Genomic DNA, 16,118 nt, shown 5'->3' with positions numbered 1-16,118 from the left:
CGACAGAATGATGTCTATATGATGACACTCTGCTGAGCGATCACATTAAATCGCCATCATTTACTGCTTGGCCACCTGCTTGCTGACTTTCAGGTAGTCCAGCAGGATCCGGCCTGTCTCGGCCAGGTAGGCGTCGTCTTCCGGCTTGGTTTTATCCGCCTCGGTCGGCAGCGCATCTTCATCTTCTTTCTTCAGCTCCTTGAGTGGCTCTTCGCCCTTGGCCTTGCGGCGGACGTTTTCCAGTACCAGTTGCTGATTCTCGATGTCGCTGTGCTGCTTGCGGCGATCCACTTCGTTGAGGCTGACGGTTTTCTCTTCCATCAACTTCTTGGCCAAAGCCAGTTTGTCGCGGATAAACACGAACTCGGCATCCTTGGCGGAGCGGATGTCATGGTCGGCCTTCAACTGCGCCAGGAACGGTTTGAACGGGTCTGACGCGGGCTTGATCGCGGGACGGATGGTGTCCCACGGCATGGCCTCAGGCAGTGCGCTCTCGCCGATTTCCTTGGTGTCGATGATCGATGGGAAGTCGATGTCCGGCAGTACGCCCTGATGCTGGGTGCTCTGCCCGGAAACCCGGTAGAACTTGGCCAGGGTCAGTTTCAGCTCGCCATGGTTGAGCGGCTGGATGGTCTGCACGGTGCCTTTACCGAAGGTCTGGCCGCCGATGATCAACGCGCGGTGATAGTCCTGCATGGCGCCAGCGAAAATCTCCGAAGCCGAGGCCGAGAGGCGGTTGACCAGCAACGCCATCGGGCCTTTGTAGAAGGCGCCCGGGTTCTCGTCTTCGAGCACGTCGACACGGCCGTCAGCATTGCGTACCAACACGGTCGGGCCCTTGTCGATAAACAGGCTGGTCAGCTCGGTGGCTTCCTGCAGGGAACCGCCGCCGTTGTTGCGCAGGTCGATGACCACGCCGTCGACTTTTTCCTTCTGCAGCTCGGTAAGGATTTTCTTCACGTCGCGGGTGGTGGACTTGTAGTCCGGGTCGCCGGCACGGAAGGCCTTAAAGTCCAGGTAGAAGGCCGGGATTTCAATCACGCCCAGCTTGTAGTCCTTGCCATCCTGCTTGAGGTTGAGGACTTTCTTCTGCACGGCCTGGTCTTCGAGCTTCACCGCTTCGCGGGTGATGGACACGATCTTGCTGGTCTGGTCGTTCGGCGCATTGGTGTGTGGAATCACTTCCAGGCGCACCACGCTGCCTTTCGGCCCACGGATCAGCTTGACCACTTCGTCCAGGCGCCAGCCGACCACATCGACCATCTCTTTGTCGGCCTGGGCCACACCGATGATCTTGTCGGCCGGAGCCACTTGCTTGGTCTTGTCTGCCGGACCCGCCGGCACCAGGCGCACGATCTTGACCTGGTCATTGTCGCTTTGCAGGACGGCACCGATGCCTTCCAGCGACAGACTCATATTGATATCGAAGTTTTCCGCGTTATCTGGCGACAGATAATTGGTGTGCGGGTCGTAGGACATCGCAAAGGTATTGATGTAGGCCTGGAAGATATCTTCGGCACGGGTCTGGTCCAGGCGCGCCAACTGGTTCTTGTAGCGCTTGGTCAACAGTTCCTGGATGGCCTTGGGGTCTTTGCCGGCGATCTTCAGGCGCAGCACTTCGTCCTTGACGCGTTTGCGCCACAGGTCGTCGAGCGCGGCAGTACTGGTCAGCCAAGGGGCGTCCTTGCGATCCACCAGAAGGGATTCCTTCTCGGTGAAGTCGAGCTTGTCGACGCCTTTGTTCAGCTCCGCCAAGGCGAAGTCCAGACGCGCTTTGACGCGGTCCAGGTAGCGCTTGTAGATGGTGAAGCCGGGTTGCAGGTCGCCGCTCTTGAGGAAGTCGTCGAACTGGGTCTTCCACTTGTCGAACTCAGCGATATCGCTGGCCAGGAAGTAGCTGCGCGACGGATCCAGCAGCTTGAGGTAGCTGTCATAGATGATCACCGAGCGCGCGTCGTCCAGCGGCGGCTTGCTGTAGTGATGGCGCTTGAGCAACTCGACGACGTTAAGGCTGGCAATCACCTCATCGCGATCAGGCTGAAGATTGTCCCAGCTATTGGCTGCGAACGTATTGGTCGACATCGACGAGAGGCCGAGACCAATGAAAAGAGCGAGGGCGGTGCTGGGGAACAAATGCTTCATGCTGATTCGACGCGGGGGCAATTGATAACGCATATTAGGCCGTCTTTGAAGTCGCCGGTTCCATATGGGCCGGTCGCATAATGCAAAAAGCCCGACGCTACAGCTACGGGCTCAGTCCAGACTCACTATGGAGGCACTGTGAAAGCATTGCAAGGCGTTGAAGGTCATGTGGAGTGGGTTGAGGCGCCAAGTCCTACGTGCGATGTAGGCCAAGTTCGCATTCGCGTGGCGGCTGCGGGGCTCAATCGCGCCGATTTATTGCAGCGGGCGGGGCTCTATCCGCCGCCGCCGGGCGTCAGCCATGTGCTGGGCCTGGAGTGTTCCGGGGTGATCAGCGAAGTCGGGGCCGGCTCGTCCTGGCAAGTGGGCGACCGGGTCTGCGCGCTGCTGGCCGGTGGCGGCATGGCGGAAGAAGTGGTGGTGGATGCTCGCCATGTACTGCCCGTGCCGGAAGGCCTGTCGCTGGCCGAAGCGGCGGCGTTGCCTGAGGTGTACAGCACGGCGTGGCTCAATCTGTTCCAGCTGGCAGGGCTCAAGCCCGGTGAAAAAGTGTTGCTGCACGCGGGCGCCAGCGGCGTGGGTTCGGCGGCGATCCAGCTGTGCAAGGCGTTTGGCAGCCCGTGCTGGGTCAGCGTCGGTTCGGCGCAGCGCCTGGCCTACTGTGAAGACCTCGGGGCCCAGGGCGGTGTGGTGCGCACCGATGGTATCGAAGGGTTGCGCGATTTCGGGCCGTTCGATGTGATCCTCGACCCGGTCGGCGGCAGCTACGCGGCGTTGGACCTCAAGCTGCTGGCCCTGGACGGGCGCTGGGTGTTGATCGGCCTGATGGGGGGCCGCGAGGCGCAGCTGGACCTGGCACAGGTGCTGGGCAAGCGTATTCAGTTGTTGGGCTCGACCCTGCGCAGCCGTGATGATCAGTTCAAGGCTGACCTGTTCAGTGATCTGAGTCAGCAGGTGTGGCCGCTGTTCGCCGAAGGGCGCTTGAGCCCGCAGTTGGCCAAGACGTTTCCGATCAAGGATGCCGAGGCGGCGTTTGCCGAGTTGGCGACCAACCAGATTGCCGGGAAGTTGGTGTTGGTGATTGACGAAAGCCTGACCTGATCCGGGATTGAAATAGGGTCAATGTGGGAGGGCGCTCGCTCCCGATGGCGGTGTGCCAGATGAAGAATTCTTCACTGACCCACCGCCATCGGGAGCAAGTCGAATCGTCGCACCGCCCCTCCCACATTTGGATTTCGGTCGAATCAGACCCAGTGGTGGATCGGCCAGCCGGCCTTCTCGGCGTGCTCGCGCAGCACCGGATCCGGGTTCACCACCTGCGGGTGATCGACTTTCAGCAGCAACGGCAGATCATTGCGCGAATCCGAATAAAAGTACGCCCCTTCCAGGGTTTCTCCTTCCCGTTCCAACCAATCCAGCAAACGCGTGATCTTGCCTTCGCGGTAGGTCAGCACACCGACGGTACGGCCGCTGTACGCGCCATGGCCGACGTCCAGATCGATCCCGAGCACCTCATCGATACCGATACGCGCCGCAATGGGCGTGACCAGGTGGGTGCCCGATGCGGAGATCACCAGGACTCGGTCGCCGTTCGCCCGGTGGCGGGCGATGGTTTTGGTGGCGTCGCTGTAGATCAGCGGCTCGATCACATCTTCGACCCACGGTTCGACCAGATGCTCGATTTCCTCCGGCGTGCGGCCAATCATCGGCTCCAGGCTGAAGTCCATGAAGTCTTCCATGGCCAGCTCGCCCCGGCTGTAGGCGTCCATCAGTTCGTTGTTCTTGCGCATGAACGACTCCGGGTCGACCCAGCCGAGGCGGCCCATCTGCTCGCTCCACAAGGTGGCGCAGTCACCGTGGATCAGCGTGTCGTCCAAATCAAAAATTACCAATGCCATCCGTCATGCTCTCTCAGTCAATCGTTGTTGCTCAGGCTACTTCACACAGCGCACTGGGGTCGATGGAAAGTGCCAGGCGCTGGCCGTCCGGGTGCAGGTCGTCCGCCGAGCGGTTGAGCACGTCCACCACCAGTTCCACGCCACGGGCTTCGATGCGGTAACGGATCACGTTACCCAGCAGGCTGTGGCTGCGCACCAAGGCGTCGAGTTCGCCGCTGCGGCTCAGTTCGATGGCTTCGGGGCGAATCGCGATACGCCCACTGATCGGGCGTTGCAGCAGTTGGCTGGCCTTGTCGGCATCGAGCAGGTTGTAGTTGCCGATAAACCCGGCGGCAAATACGTCCACGGGTGCGGTGTAGAGGGTTTCGGCGTCGCCGCTTTGCACGATCTTGCCCTGGTTCATCAGGAAGATGCGGTCGGACATGGTCAGCGCTTCCTCCTGGTCATGGGTCACGAAAATCGTGGTCAGCCCCAGTTCGCGCTGGATCTGACGGATCTGTTCGCGCAGGTGCTTGCGAATGCGTGCATCCAGTGCCGACAGCGGCTCATCGAGCAGCAGCAGGCGCGGGCGCGTGACCAGCGAGCGGGCCAGGGCTACGCGCTGGCACTGGCCGCCGGACATCTGGTGCGGATAACGTCCGGCCAGGTCCTTGAGTTCCACCAGTTGCAGTACTTCCTGCACGCGCTTGTGGCTGTCGTCGGCATTGACTTTCTGCATGCGCAGGCCGAAGGCGACGTTCTGTTCCACGGTCATGTTGGGGAACAGCGCATAGCTCTGGAACACCATGCCGATCTGCCGCTTCTGCGGGCTCAGCGGTACGATGTCCTGGCCGTCGAGGAGAATCTGGCCGCTGTCTACCGAGGTCAGGCCGGCGATGCAACGCAGCAGGGTGGATTTGCCGCAGCCGGACGGGCCAAGCAGGGTGACGAACTCGCCCTTGGCGATCTCGCAGTTGATGTCGCTGAACACCGGAGTGCCGGCGTAGCCTTTTTGCAGGTGTTGGACGCTCACGAAGCTCATTGGCTTTTGTCCTTGTTCAAGATATTGGCGGCCCAGGTCAGCACCAGCACAAAGAAGAAATAGGAAATCACGACAGCACTGGTGAAGTGGCCGCTGCTGTTGCGCATGTTGTTGAGGTACACCTGCAGGGTCTCGTAGCGTGTCCCCACGAGGATATTGGCGAACACGAACTCACCGAACAGGAACGAGAACGACAGCAGCAGGGCGACCATCAAGCCTTTGCGCAGGTTCGGCAGCACCACCAGGATCGCCGCCTGCCAGGTGCTGGCGCCGAGCAGTTGCGAGGCGTCCATCAGGTCGCGCAGGTTGATGGCTTGCAGGTTGTTGGTGATCGCGCGGTACATGAACGGCAAGGCCACGGTGAAGTAGCAGCCGATCAGAATCCACGGCGTGCCCACCATCGCGAATGGGCCGGAACCATACAGTTGCAGCAGGCCCACCGACGACACCACCGGCGGCACCGCGAAGGGCAGCAGGATCAGGATATTCATCAGCGCATCGAGCCGGGGGAAGTGGTAGTGCACCACAAACAGCAACGGCAAAATCAACACCACCGACAGGATCAGCGCACCCACGCATACCAGCAAGGATTGCCCGAAGGCCATCAGGAAGCGCGGGTCACTCCACAGCTGCACATACCATTTCACCGTGAAGCCGGCGGGCAGGATGGTGGCCGACCAACTGCTGGCGATGGAATAGACGAAGGTGCCGATCAGCGGCAACACCAGGATCGCAAACAACAGGTACACCACTACGCGATGGTAGAGGGCGGCAGGGCCGGCTTCAGCGCGAGACATGGTAGCTCCTCTTGAGCAGCAGTTGATGGACTACCGTGACCACGGTCATCAGTGCCACCAGCACGACGGCCAGGGCACTGGCCAGGTTCGGGTCGAGTGACACGTCGCCGGACACCAGGCCCGCGATGCGGATCGGCAGCACGTTGAAGTTACCGGTGGTCAAGGCATAGACGGTGGCATAGGCACCCAGGGCGTTGGCCAGCAGGATCACGAACGTGCCGAGCAGCGCCGGCGCCAATACCGGCAAGCCGATATGCCGCCAGAACTGCCAGCCATTTGCGCCCAGCAACGCCGCCGATTCACGCCAGTCTTCGCGCAGCGCATCAAACGCCGGGTAGAGCAGCAGCACGCCGAGGGGGATCTGGAAGTAGGTGTAGAGGATGATCAACCCGGTCTTGGAGTACAGGTTGAAGTCCTGGATAAGCCCGGCCTGCTTGAGCATCAAGGTGATGCTGCCGTTGAACCCCAGCAGGATGATGAAGGCAAACGCCAAGGGCACGCCGGCGAAGTTGCTGGTCATGTTGGCGAAGGCGGTGACGAAGTTACGCAGCGGCGAATCGACGCGGCGCAGGGAGTAACTGCCCAGGGTGGCGATGATGATCCCGAAGATGCTGGAGTAGAAGCTGATCTCCAGGCTGAACTGGATCGCTTGCCGGTAGAACTTCGAACTGAAGATGCGCGTGAAGTTGTCCACGCCCCAGCCGGACTCTTCCGTTTGCAGGCTGTTGATCAGCACCCACACCAGTGGGGCAATCTCGAACACGATGAAAAACAGTGCGAATGGCACCAGGCATAGCAACGCCAGCCATTTGCCGCGGGTCATAGCGTTCATTTAAGCAGCTCCCGGCATACCGGTTTGTCGTGGGGGACGCCCAGCAGTTCGCAGACGGTGCCGCACAGCTCGGTCTGTTTCGGTGCGGCGCCGGCGTCCAGGCTGAAGGCGTCGCCGATGACGAACAGCGGCACTTCGCGTTCTTCCGGCAGCAGGCCATTGTGGGAACGGTCGTTGTTCATGCCGTGGTCGGCGGTCACCAGCACCTGGTAACCGGCATCGAGCCAGGCTTGCAGGTAGTCGGCCAGGATGATGTCGGCCGCGCGTGCGCTGTTGCGGTACTGCGGTGTGTCGAGGCCGTGCTTGTGGCCGGCGTCGTCGATGTTCATCGGGTGCACCACCAGGAGGTGCGGCGCGTGCTTGAGCCGCAGGCTCTCGGCGTCGGCAAACAGGTGTGAATCCGGGTAATGGTCATTCCAGTAGAAATGCCCGTGCTGGATCGCCAGCGCCTTGTCGTCGGTATGACGGTCACGGGCGGCGATAAAGGGCGTGCGGTTATACAACTCGCTGACCCAGTGATAGGCCGCTGCCGCCGTGGTGAGACCGGCGTCGGTGGCGTAGTGAAAGATACTGCGCTGGTTGGACAGGCGTGAAACGTTGTTGTGCACGATGCCGCTCTGGATCGGTGGCACGCCGGTGAGGATGCATTCATACAGCGGACGGGACAGGGCAGGCAGTTCACATTCCAGCTTGTAGAGGGCTGCGCGCCCTGCGCCGACATAGGCCTGCAAGTGCCCCATGGCGTGCCTCGCAACCTCAAAGTTGAGGCCGTCGAGCACGACAAGGATGACAGTGTGCTTCATGGGGGAGAACGCTCCGCGGCAATAGACTTGACTCAATTTCCCTGGAGGAACGAGGTCAAAAGTGTGGGAGGGGGCTTGCCCCCGATAGCGGTGTGTCATTCAACGGATTGGTTAGCTGATCCACCGTCATCGGGGGCAAGCCCCCTCCCACATTGGATCTCCACTGGAGCTCCAATGTGGGATAAACCCTTACTTCATTTCTACGATGACCTGCTCATTCCACAACTGCGGCAATTTCTTGGAAGTCGCTTCCCAGGCATCGGCATCCTTGATCGGCTGCGGGTTGGCCTTGGTGTACTGCTCGCCCGGGATCAGGTTCTTGGCGATGTCGGCCGGCAGTTTCAGGTCGGTTTCGGCACGGATCGGACGTGCGTTGCCACGCGCCAGGTTGAGTTGGCCGGCATCGCTGAAGATGTATTCGCGGGTCAGCTTGGCGGCGTTCGGGTGCTTGGCGTATTTGTTGATGATGGTGGTGTAGCCGGATTTCACTGAGCCGTCCGAGGGGATCAGCACCACGTAGTCAGCCGGGTTGGCCATCTTGGCCTTGTAGCTCAGGCCGTTGAAGTCCCAGACCACACCCACTTCGACTTCGCCTTTTTCCATGGTGGCGATGGTCGGGTTGGACAGTGACAGGCGGCCTTGCTGGGCGATCTTGGTGAAGAATTGCAGGCCAGGGGCGATGTTCTTCTCGTCGCCTTTATTGGCGATGGCGGCGGCCAGCACGCCGTTGGCGGCTTGTGCCGCGGTGCTTACGTCACCGATGGAGACCTTGTATTTGCCAGTCTGCAGGTCGGCCCAGCTGGTGGGGATTTCAGACCCGTGCAGCAACTTCTTGTTCACGATAAAGGCGATGGTGCCGGTGTAGGCGAGGGCCCAGTGACCGTCTTTGTCTTTCGCCCAATCCGGCACCTGGGCCCAGGTGGACGGTTTGTACGGCTGGGTGACTTCCTGTTTCACCGCGATCGGGCCGAAGGCCGCGCCCACGTCGCCGATATCGGCGCTGGCGTTGTCTTTTTCGGCCTTGAACTTGGCGATTTCCTGGGCCGAGCTCATATCCGTGTCGATGTGCTTGAGGCCGTAGGTCTTGGCCAGGTCTTCCCAGGTGCCTTTCCAGTTGGCCCAGTCATCGGGCATGCCGACGCTGTTGACGGCGCCTTCCGCTTTCGCGGCGGCTTCAAGGGTTTTTAAATCGGTATCAGCGGCCATGGCAGCGGTGCACATGGCAATGGTCGAGCCTAACAGTGATGCCAGGAAAAGCTGTTTCATCCGAAGCTCCTTTGGGCGTTTTCAACGCGGCGTTTTATACGAACGTTAGCGGTGGTGTTGGTCTAGGTCAGCAATACCTGAGCCAATCTAGGCTCGATGGATGACAGTTTCATGTCGATGTCGTTTTTAAAGCGCTGATGTCGCACAGTGCAGACTTAGCGTAGACCATGCTCAAGTGCCCGCAGACTCTGGACTTGGCCGATGTATTGCAGGGTGGCGCAGGGGGGCACGATGCGGACTGTCATCTGTCGGTCATCTGTAATGCCTAGGCTGGCACGTAACAACAGAAGCCCAAATAACGCGCGGTTTATGCACCTGAACGGTGCTGGTCTAGTCCAGATAGGTAACGTTGATGCGTGATGAGGCAATCAAGGCGGTGACATCCATCGGCCTGGCGCTGCAAGAGCAGATCGACCACGGTTTGTTGCCGCCTGCAAGCAAACTACCCGCCGAGCGCAAACTCAGCGAGTTGTTTGGTACCACTCGAATTACCGTGCGGGAAGCCTTGTTACAACTGGAGGCCCAGGGGCAGATCTATCGCGAGGAGCGTCGTGGCTGGTTTGTCTCGCCACCCCGGCTGGCCTACAACCTGATGCAGCGCAGCCACTTTCACGCCATGGTCAATGACCAGGGACGCGTGGCGTCGACCGAGGTCATCAGCGCGCGGCTGCAACCGGCGTCTGCGGCAGTGTGTGCGTGGTTGCAGCTGCCGGCCTTGTCCAGCGTGATCCAGATTTGCCGGAGCCGACGGATCGATGGGCGGCTGGTGTTGTATGTGGAGCACTACCTGAACCCGCACTATTTCCCGGGGATTCTGGAGTGCGACCTGAATCAGTCGATGACCGAGCTGTATGCGCGCAAGTACGACCTGCACTACGGGCGGGTGCGTTTCGAGATTGTGCCAACCTCATTGCCGGTGGAAGCCGCCGCGGCGTTGCGCGTGTCGGTGGGCAGCCCGGGCCTGCGGATTGCCCGGGTCAACTATGACCAGCACCAGCGCTTGATCGACTGCGACCTGGAGTTCTGGCGGCATGATGCGATTCATGTCGGCGTGGATGTGGTGTGATCGGGAGCTTCCTGTAGGAGCGAGCTCGCTCGCGAAAAACCTGAGGGCGCCGAGGTGGATCAGGCTGTCCGCGTTAGCGTTGACGTCTTTCGCGAGCAATCTCGCTCCTACAGTGAGTGCTTTGTGAGTGCCTTGATCACTTGATCCACATTGGTTTCCAACTCCGATACCGGGTCCGCGCCGTCGACGTTCAACACCAGCAACTTCGAGCCGCCTGCCGTGACGGCGGCGTTCACGGCGTCACTCGGCTGACGATGATGCAGCACCACGGCCACGTCGTTTTCCTTCAGCTCGGCACTGAGTTTTTGTAATGCCTCAGGCGTCCAATCCGCATCGGGCCGGGCATCGGTGCTGAGCAGTTCCAGATTCAAACTGCTGATCAGATACCCAAAGTGATCGCTCAAGCTCACCACGCTCAGGTTGTCCGCCTGGGCCAGTCGCGCTTCGCTGTCGGCAGTGAGCTTGAGCAGGCGTTGCTTGAGGGCGGCGAGGTTGGCGTCGATCTTTGGCTTGGCGGCGGGGGCCAGGCGGCTGAGGTCGGCGGCCATTACGTCGGCCATGCGCCCCATGTTATTGCTCGATTGCCAGGGTTGGCTGTTCAAGCCGTCGGTGACGCCCGGTTGCACGGCGATCCCCGGCAAGCCGCCGTCCACCGGGCGTGCGGCGTCCACTTCGACAATACGGATATTGCTGCGCCGCGCCACGGGGTAGAGCGGATCATCGGCCCACAGCGAGCGCAGGCCGATGGCGGCGTCGGCGTCCTGGGCCAGCGTATTGAGCGCCGGTGCGCCACGGCCGGTGAAGTAGGACACCTGGCGCGAGCCTGGCAGGTTGGCCGGGGCGGCACGTTCCAACTGCACGTCGGTGCCCTTGAGCAGCACCGCTGCCAAGCCATAGGTGATGGGCAGCGAGGCCAGGACCTTGATGGGTTTGGCCGCGTGCATGGCCGGCCTGGCGACGTCGGCGGCTATCAGCGGCGGGGTGATCAAGCAGGCGATGGCCAGGGTCAGGGGGGGGAAGAACGCGCGCATTATCCAAGGTTCCCTTTGAGACTGGGCACGGTGCCGCGCGCAATGGCGGCACAGGCGAAGGCGATACCGGCCACGAGGATGATCGCGGCGCCGGAGGGGATCGGCAGGTCGAAGATGATGGGCAGCAGGATCCCGCAGAGGGTGCTGAGGGTGGCGATCACCACTGAGATCCAGAAGAATCCCTTGAGCGATTGGCTCAACAGGCGGGCCGCCGCGGCCGGGATCACCAGCAGCGCACCGACCAGGATCGCGCCGATGACCTTGACTGCCGCCACGGTGATCAGGGTCACCAGGATCACGAACAGGTAGTCCAGGGTCTTCACCGCCACACCGCGTACCGCGGCCAATTGCGGGTTGAAGCTGGCGAGCATGATGCGGTTGTACAGCGGCAGCGCCAGGGCCATTACCAGCGAACCTACGACTGCCAGTACCAGCAGGTCATTGCCGTTGACCGTCAGTACCGAGCCAAACAGCACGTTCTCCAGGATATGCACGTTGATCTTGCCTGCCAGGATCAGCAGCAGGCTCGCGCCCAACGCCAGGGACACCGACAGGAACACCCCGATCAACGTATCCGGCGCCAGGCCGGTGCGGTTGCGCAGGTAGTTGAGCAGGATGCCGAACAACAGGCAGTAGCCAAACAGGCTGCCGTACGGTCCGGTATAGGGTTCTCCGAGCAGGATACCCACCGCAACGCCGGTCAGCGCCGCATGGCCGACCGCTTCGGAGAAAAACGCAAAGCGCTTGACCACCACCAGCGTGCCCAGGCCGCCCAGCACCGGGCCGATCAGCAGGCCGGCGAGCAACGCGTTGACCACAAAACCATAGGCCAGGGCTTCCGGCAGGTAACCGGAAGAGGCCCAGCCCTGGACCATCAAGCGAAACGCTTCATAACTCATTGCGCCGGGCTCCGAGGGTGGGTAGAGAACAGGGTCAGCAGGCGATCCGGGGTCAGAGCCTCCTTTGGCGTGGCGTCGAACAGCACACGGCGGTTCAACCCGGTGACGCGGTCGGCCAGGCGACCCACGGCCTCCAGGTCGTGCTCGATCCACAGCACGGTGATCCCGGCCAGGCGCCAGTCGCTCAGCAGCCGTTCGAACACTTGGATACCGGCTTCATCGAGGGCCGACATCGGTTCGTCCAGCACCAGCAAGTGCGGGGCCGGAATCAGCCCTTGGGCCAGCAGCACGCGCTGACGCTCACCGCCGGACAGCGCACCCATGCGGCGCTTGCGCTTGTCTTGCATGCCGACCCGTTCCAGCGCCTCGCCGATGGGGCCGGCGTAATGCTTCGACAACCCAAGGAACGCCGGGCGCCGCTGGCACATGGCAGCCATGAAATCATCCACGGTCATCGGCAAGCCCCGGTCGAATTCCAGGGCCTGGGGCACATAACCGATGGTGCCGGGCACCGTTGGCCATTGCAGGCTCAAGTGGCCCTGATGCGGCGTCTGCCCCAGCAGGGTCTTGATCAGCGAGCTTTTACCGCCGCCGTTGGGGCCTACCAGTGCGTGGATGCTGCCCGGCTGCACCTGGAAACTCACGCGATCGAGAATCGCCGTGCGGCCGAGGGTCAGCGTCACCTGGTCGAAGTCGATCGTTGGCCCGACGCTGGTCACTTTCAGGTGTTCCGCCGCCGTCATGCCCCCGACTCCTGGATCGCCCGCACCACGGTGTTGAGGTTGCCGGTCATTTCCACTTCGTACTTCTCAGCGCTGTATTCACCGTAGGAAATATGCGAAAGCGGGTAGAGCTTGACCCCGGATTCGCGTTGGATGGTGTCGACATAGGTGGACGGGAAATCCATTTCCGAGAAGATCACCTTCACGTCCAGCGCCCGCAGTTCGTCGATGGTTTTCTTCAACTGGCTGGGGCTGGGTTCGATCCCGTGGGCCGGTTCGACCACCGCGGTGACTTCCAGGCCGAACTCGCGCAGCAGGTAGTCGTAGGCCGCGTGCACGGTGGCGACACGCAGGTCCGGGTTGGGCGCGCGGGTCAGCTTGGCCAGGGCGTCGGCGCGCATCTGGCGTAGGCGTTTGCCGTAGGCACGGGCGTTCTGGGTGTAGGTCTTGGCGTTGTCCGGGTCGAGCTTGCCCAGCTCGCGGGCGATGTTGTTGACCTGGGCAATCGAGGCACTGATCGACAGGAAGGTGTGCGGGTTGACCACCTTGCCGGCACCGCGCGCCGCATTGCCGGTGGCGGCCAGCAACGGCACGTTGGCGTTGGCCTCGATCACCGGGATAGCCGGGCGCTCGCTGGTGGCAATCATGCGGTCGGCGAAATCGTCATGGCCGACGCCATTGAGCACGATCACATCCAGGGTGCCGATGCGCTTGATGTCTTCGGCGCGTGGCTCGTAGGCATGGGGGTTGAAACCGGCCGGAATCAGCGGCACCACCTCGGCCTTGTCGCCGACGATATTCGCCACGTAGCTGTAGTAAGGGTGCAGGGTGATGCCGATCCGCAGGCGTTTGGCGGCCTCGGCGTTAGCGAGGGGCGCGAGCATCAGGCTGAACAGGCCAACCAGCAACAGGCGTAACAGGGGAGATGAAATAGACATGGGCAATCGATCTTCTCGTTCAGTGACGGTGCTGGCGGGTGACGCCGGCATCGAATTGCGCGACCACCTGCTGCCAGCCGGCTGCGATCAGCGCCTGGTCAGTGAGGTCGGAAGGGGCGGCGAGGTCTGCGCGGCGGTTGAGCCAGATGTCCGGCTCGGCGCCGTGCACGCGCATCAGCAGCGAGCCACTGGTGGTCGGCGCCTGGCTCAGTCCCAGGTAGGCCGTATTCGCCAGCAACTGCCAGCGATGGTCGCCACGACTGACCGAACTGGCGTCGCGGGCAAACGGCGCAAAGCCTTCTTCGGCCAGTTGTTCGGGGCCAGGCAGGGCGCTTTGCTCTTGTTGCAGCACGTGGATTTCATCCAGCGTTACCCGCAGGTCGGCGTAGATGCCTTGTTCGGCGGCGCTCAGGTCACGGCGGGCATCCAGTTGATGGCTGGACACGGCGGCCACCACCTGGGTTTCACCGTGCAGGGCCACCACCGTGCCGGCCACCGCGAGGATGATCAGGCACAGCAGCAGGACGTAGAGGGTTTCATGGCCGGCACCGGCGGGGCGTACAACCTGTGTGGTACTCATTGAGGCTGGATATCCGCTTGGTCGATTTCCACCACGTGGCCGGGGCCCGCATCAAACAGCACATAGAACTCGGCCGCGGGCTTCTTGAAGGTCAGGGTCGAGTCCTGGCCGAGCTTGCCGGGCAGCAGGATGGTCTCGTCGTAGCCGATCACGTCCAGGGTCACGCCGGGGGCGCCACTGCCGTCGGAAAAACCGCCGGTACACTGGATCTGCTCACCGGGGATTTCCTTGCATTCGCACATCGGGTTGTGGGCCAGGGCAACCGTACTGAAGCAGGCGCTCAGCAACAGAACGCCACAGGCGCGGGTCAGGCGCATCAAAGTCATGGTTTAACTCCTTGCTTGTTCAGCCAGGCAATGGTTGCAGGCGAGGCCTGGCTCAAAGGAACGGAACCCTGGTGCATCGTGCCGTCCCAGCCTTCCATGGTGACCCACAGTTCGGCGTCGACCGGCGTGCGCTCAGGGATGGGCAGGGCGGCGCCCATGCGGTAGGGCGTGCCGAAGAAGATCACCCCGGCGGCCCGCAGGCTGCGTGGCTTGCCGATACGCAGGTAGGTGGCCTTGACCTGCTCGGCGCAGGTCGCGCACAGGGCGGCATTGAAGGACTTCATCGGGCCGGCCGGGTCCGGGCGCGGGCCTTCGTTGCGGAATTCGGCGAGCTTCAGGCTCCATGGCCCGACCTGCACGTCACCGACCACCCGTTCGCCAAGGCCGGTGTCGCCACGAAACAGCGCGGCATCGGCAAAGTACTTGGGCATAAAGCCCAGGGGCACCAGTAACAGCAGGACGTTGATGTGGAAACGCCATTTCAGCCAAAAGGCCCGCAGCGGTGAAGGCGGGGTCGCGGCAGCGGGCTTGCTCATGGGTTGGCCTCCGAGGTTTCGGCTGGCATGGCCGGGATAGACGCCGGCGCACGTTGGGTCTTGGCTTCGCGCTTGAGGGCATTGAGGGTGGCCAGGGCGGTGCGCTTGGTCCAGATCAGCAGGCCGCTCAGCACCATCATGCTCATGATCAGGCCGAAGAACGCCCAGATCAGCTTGATCCACAGCCCGCCAAAGTCGCCGGTGTGCAGCGGGCGCATGGATTCGGTGACGAACTCCAGCTTCGAGCGGTCGGACAACAAGTGCGCGGCGGCGATTTCCCCGTCATAGGGGTTGATCTGCGCGGTCTGGTACATCAGCGGGTACCAGCCGCGCCCGCCGATCTGCAGGTGGCTGTAGGCATTGAGAGGCAGGCTGACGAAACTCGCCTCCAGGCCGGGAATACGCTGGGTGGCGATCTTGATCGCCTCGTCCACCGGAATCATGGGGGCCGGTACACCGGGTGCAGACAGCGGCACCTTCTCGCGGGCAATCACCGGGATCACCGGTTCAGTGGAAATCGAAATCTGGTTGTCCCCCAGGATCGCCCGGATCAAGAACCAGATACCGGTGATGGAGATCACCGCAATGAACCAGATCGACCAGATACCGCTCAAGCGATGGAAATCACCCCAGAAGATCCGCGCACCATGGCGGATACGCAGGGTCGGGCGCAGGAAGCCCTTCCAGAACCGCTTGTACACCACCAGCCCGGTGACCAGCGACGCCAGCAGCGGAATACCGAGCGCCGACACCAGGTACCAGCCCCAGCTGTAGCCATTGGTGAACGGCACCAACCACCAGCCGTGCAGGGCGCGGGTAAATTGCTGGAAGTTGAAGGCCGGGCTGATCCCCTGGATGACCCCGGTGTACGGGTTGACGTAGACCTCGACGGAACGCCCGTCGGGGTAGCTGAGGTTGACACTCAGGGCAAAGTGCGACTCATCCGGGCGGCTGATCGACTGCACGATCACCTCGGGCGCGTCACGCTGGATGGCGGCGATCACCTGGTCGTAACTCAGCAGTTCGGCGTCGTCCGACGGCTGGCTGGCGCGGATATCCGGGTTGGCCAGCCAGACGATCTCCTGGCTGACCACCGCCAGGGTGCCGGTGACGCAGACGATCAGTACAAAGAACCAGATGGGCAACGCGAGCCAGCTGTGTACAAGAAACCAGAGTTTTGAGCGTGACTTCTTCGACATGTGAATGAGGGTCTTGATCGGAGGGGGCATTGAAGGCCCGGAAAAGGCCGGTCGTAGCTTTT

17 protein-coding genes are annotated in these 16,118 nt (G+C 62.0%); 2 read left to right on the top strand and 15 right to left on the bottom strand.

The features are described from left to right. Positions 1 to 60: 60 nt before the first annotated feature. The gene (locus QU606_RS06305; RefSeq protein WP_172831342.1) at positions 61 to 2,142 is read right to left on the bottom strand and encodes a carboxy terminal-processing peptidase; all 2,082 of its coding nucleotides are present in this window, start codon (positions 2,140 to 2,142) and stop codon (positions 61 to 63) included. Positions 2,143 to 2,280: 138 nt separating this feature from the next. Between QU606_RS06305 and QU606_RS06300 the strand changes: the two genes are divergently transcribed. Continuing rightward, positions 2,281 to 3,243, top strand: a complete 963-nt coding sequence (locus tag QU606_RS06300) for a zinc-binding dehydrogenase (protein ID WP_069075612.1) — start codon at positions 2,281 to 2,283, stop codon at positions 3,241 to 3,243. A gap of 143 nt (positions 3,244 to 3,386) precedes the next feature. Here QU606_RS06300 and QU606_RS06295 read toward each other — a convergent pair whose 3' ends face one another. The 6 genes from QU606_RS06295 to QU606_RS06270 all read right to left on the bottom strand — a co-directional run bounded on the left by QU606_RS06295 (position 3,387) and on the right by QU606_RS06270 (position 8,759). Beyond that, on the bottom strand, positions 3,387 to 4,040 hold the full coding sequence (locus tag QU606_RS06295; protein ID WP_069075613.1) for an HAD family phosphatase: 654 nt from the start codon (positions 4,038 to 4,040) through the stop codon (positions 3,387 to 3,389). Positions 4,041 to 4,071: 31 nt separating this feature from the next. After that, a complete protein-coding gene (locus QU606_RS06290; RefSeq protein ID WP_024074386.1) occupies positions 4,072 to 5,061 on the bottom strand; it encodes an ABC transporter ATP-binding protein in 990 nt (329 codons plus the stop codon). Beyond that, positions 5,058 to 5,858 (bottom strand): ABC transporter permease, encoded by an 801-nt coding sequence (locus tag QU606_RS06285; RefSeq protein ID WP_024074387.1) that lies wholly within the window; start codon positions 5,856 to 5,858, stop codon positions 5,058 to 5,060. The genes QU606_RS06290 and QU606_RS06285 overlap by 4 nt, the downstream gene beginning before the upstream one ends. Then, entirely contained in the window at positions 5,845 to 6,690 is an 846-nt protein-coding gene (locus QU606_RS06280; protein ID WP_024074388.1) for an ABC transporter permease subunit, read from the bottom strand. Before QU606_RS06280 ends, QU606_RS06285 begins: the two co-directional genes overlap by 14 nt. Next, positions 6,687 to 7,493 carry an alkaline phosphatase family protein gene (locus QU606_RS06275; RefSeq protein WP_041160881.1) on the bottom strand — a complete coding sequence of 269 codons (807 nt, stop codon included), beginning with the start codon at positions 7,491 to 7,493 and terminating at the stop codon, positions 6,687 to 6,689. Before QU606_RS06275 ends, QU606_RS06280 begins: the two co-directional genes overlap by 4 nt. A gap of 189 nt (positions 7,494 to 7,682) precedes the next feature. Beyond that, on the bottom strand, positions 7,683 to 8,759 hold the full coding sequence (locus QU606_RS06270; RefSeq protein WP_024074390.1) for an ABC transporter substrate-binding protein: 1,077 nt from the start codon (positions 8,757 to 8,759) through the stop codon (positions 7,683 to 7,685). A 352-nt stretch (positions 8,760 to 9,111) separates the two neighbouring features. Here QU606_RS06270 and QU606_RS06265 point away from each other — a divergent pair, with 352 nt between their 5' ends. Further along, positions 9,112 to 9,825 (top strand): UTRA domain-containing protein, encoded by a 714-nt coding sequence (locus tag QU606_RS06265; RefSeq protein WP_041160882.1) that lies wholly within the window; start codon positions 9,112 to 9,114, stop codon positions 9,823 to 9,825. Positions 9,826 to 9,932: 107 nt separating this feature from the next. On the opposite strand, the gene QU606_RS06260 is transcribed toward QU606_RS06265, so the two are convergent. From QU606_RS06260 to QU606_RS06225, 8 genes are read right to left on the bottom strand one after another with little or no spacing between them, the layout of a single operon-like run. Next, positions 9,933 to 10,856 (bottom strand): metal ABC transporter solute-binding protein, Zn/Mn family, encoded by a 924-nt coding sequence (locus tag QU606_RS06260; RefSeq protein ID WP_069075614.1) that lies wholly within the window; start codon positions 10,854 to 10,856, stop codon positions 9,933 to 9,935. Continuing rightward, positions 10,856 to 11,755: a metal ABC transporter permease gene (locus QU606_RS06255; protein WP_024074393.1), complete on the bottom strand. Its 900-nt coding sequence runs from the start codon at positions 11,753 to 11,755 to the stop codon at positions 10,856 to 10,858. The genes QU606_RS06260 and QU606_RS06255 overlap by 1 nt, the downstream gene beginning before the upstream one ends. Continuing rightward, positions 11,752 to 12,498, bottom strand: coding sequence for a metal ABC transporter ATP-binding protein (locus tag QU606_RS06250; protein ID WP_168233586.1), 747 nt, complete (start codon positions 12,496 to 12,498; stop codon positions 11,752 to 11,754). Before QU606_RS06250 ends, QU606_RS06255 begins: the two co-directional genes overlap by 4 nt. Beyond that, positions 12,495 to 13,415, bottom strand: coding sequence for a metal ABC transporter substrate-binding protein (locus tag QU606_RS06245; protein WP_150056052.1), 921 nt, complete (start codon positions 13,413 to 13,415; stop codon positions 12,495 to 12,497). The genes QU606_RS06250 and QU606_RS06245 overlap by 4 nt, the downstream gene beginning before the upstream one ends. A gap of 19 nt (positions 13,416 to 13,434) precedes the next feature. After that, on the bottom strand, positions 13,435 to 13,995 hold the full coding sequence (locus QU606_RS06240) for a DUF6162 family protein (protein ID WP_024074396.1): 561 nt from the start codon (positions 13,993 to 13,995) through the stop codon (positions 13,435 to 13,437). Beyond that, complete coding sequence (locus QU606_RS06235; protein ID WP_370531090.1) at positions 13,992 to 14,321, bottom strand: hypothetical protein; 330 nt, start codon at positions 14,319 to 14,321, stop codon at positions 13,992 to 13,994. Before QU606_RS06235 ends, QU606_RS06240 begins: the two co-directional genes overlap by 4 nt. Further along, positions 14,318 to 14,857 carry a hypothetical protein gene (locus QU606_RS06230; protein ID WP_024074398.1) on the bottom strand — a complete coding sequence of 180 codons (540 nt, stop codon included), beginning with the start codon at positions 14,855 to 14,857 and terminating at the stop codon, positions 14,318 to 14,320. The genes QU606_RS06235 and QU606_RS06230 overlap by 4 nt, the downstream gene beginning before the upstream one ends. Beyond that, on the bottom strand, positions 14,854 to 16,056 hold the full coding sequence (locus tag QU606_RS06225; RefSeq protein ID WP_024074399.1) for a PepSY domain-containing protein: 1,203 nt from the start codon (positions 16,054 to 16,056) through the stop codon (positions 14,854 to 14,856). Before QU606_RS06225 ends, QU606_RS06230 begins: the two co-directional genes overlap by 4 nt. Between the last annotated feature and the right edge of the window lie 62 nt (positions 16,057 to 16,118).

Origin of the sequence: Pseudomonas sp. OVF7 (assembly GCF_030644265.1) — a bacterium.
GTDB classification, from domain to species: domain Bacteria; phylum Pseudomonadota; class Gammaproteobacteria; order Pseudomonadales; family Pseudomonadaceae; genus Aquipseudomonas; species Aquipseudomonas gorinensis.
The sequence above is the reverse complement of the archived record's forward strand: the minus strand, read 5'-3'. Positions and strand labels throughout refer to the sequence as shown.

Coding starts and splice junctions, on each gene's coding strand:
- QU606_RS06255 (WP_024074393.1), bottom strand. CDS start 11,755: ATGAGTTATGAAGCGTTTCGCTTGATGGTCCAGGGCTGGGCCTCTTCC.
- QU606_RS06280 (WP_024074388.1), bottom strand. CDS start 6,690: ATGAACGCTATGACCCGCGGCAAATGGCTGGCGTTGCTATGCCTGGTG.
- QU606_RS06275 (WP_041160881.1), bottom strand. CDS start 7,493: ATGAAGCACACTGTCATCCTTGTCGTGCTCGACGGCCTCAACTTTGAG.
- QU606_RS06230 (WP_024074398.1), bottom strand. CDS start 14,857: ATGAGCAAGCCCGCTGCCGCGACCCCGCCTTCACCGCTGCGGGCCTTT.
- QU606_RS06305 (WP_172831342.1), bottom strand. CDS start 2,142: ATGAAGCATTTGTTCCCCAGCACCGCCCTCGCTCTTTTCATTGGTCTC.
- QU606_RS06285 (WP_024074387.1), bottom strand. CDS start 5,858: ATGTCTCGCGCTGAAGCCGGCCCTGCCGCCCTCTACCATCGCGTAGTG.
- QU606_RS06265 (WP_041160882.1), top strand. CDS start 9,112: ATGCGTGATGAGGCAATCAAGGCGGTGACATCCATCGGCCTGGCGCTG.
- QU606_RS06235 (WP_370531090.1), bottom strand. CDS start 14,321: ATGACTTTGATGCGCCTGACCCGCGCCTGTGGCGTTCTGTTGCTGAGC.
- QU606_RS06290 (WP_024074386.1), bottom strand. CDS start 5,061: ATGAGCTTCGTGAGCGTCCAACACCTGCAAAAAGGCTACGCCGGCACT.
- QU606_RS06245 (WP_150056052.1), bottom strand. CDS start 13,415: ATGTCTATTTCATCTCCCCTGTTACGCCTGTTGCTGGTTGGCCTGTTC.
- QU606_RS06295 (WP_069075613.1), bottom strand. CDS start 4,040: ATGGCATTGGTAATTTTTGATTTGGACGACACGCTGATCCACGGTGAC.
- QU606_RS06270 (WP_024074390.1), bottom strand. CDS start 8,759: ATGAAACAGCTTTTCCTGGCATCACTGTTAGGCTCGACCATTGCCATG.
- QU606_RS06225 (WP_024074399.1), bottom strand. CDS start 16,056: ATGTCGAAGAAGTCACGCTCAAAACTCTGGTTTCTTGTACACAGCTGG.
- QU606_RS06240 (WP_024074396.1), bottom strand. CDS start 13,995: ATGAGTACCACACAGGTTGTACGCCCCGCCGGTGCCGGCCATGAAACC.
- QU606_RS06260 (WP_069075614.1), bottom strand. CDS start 10,856: ATGCGCGCGTTCTTCCCCCCCCTGACCCTGGCCATCGCCTGCTTGATC.
- QU606_RS06250 (WP_168233586.1), bottom strand. CDS start 12,498: ATGACGGCGGCGGAACACCTGAAAGTGACCAGCGTCGGGCCAACGATC.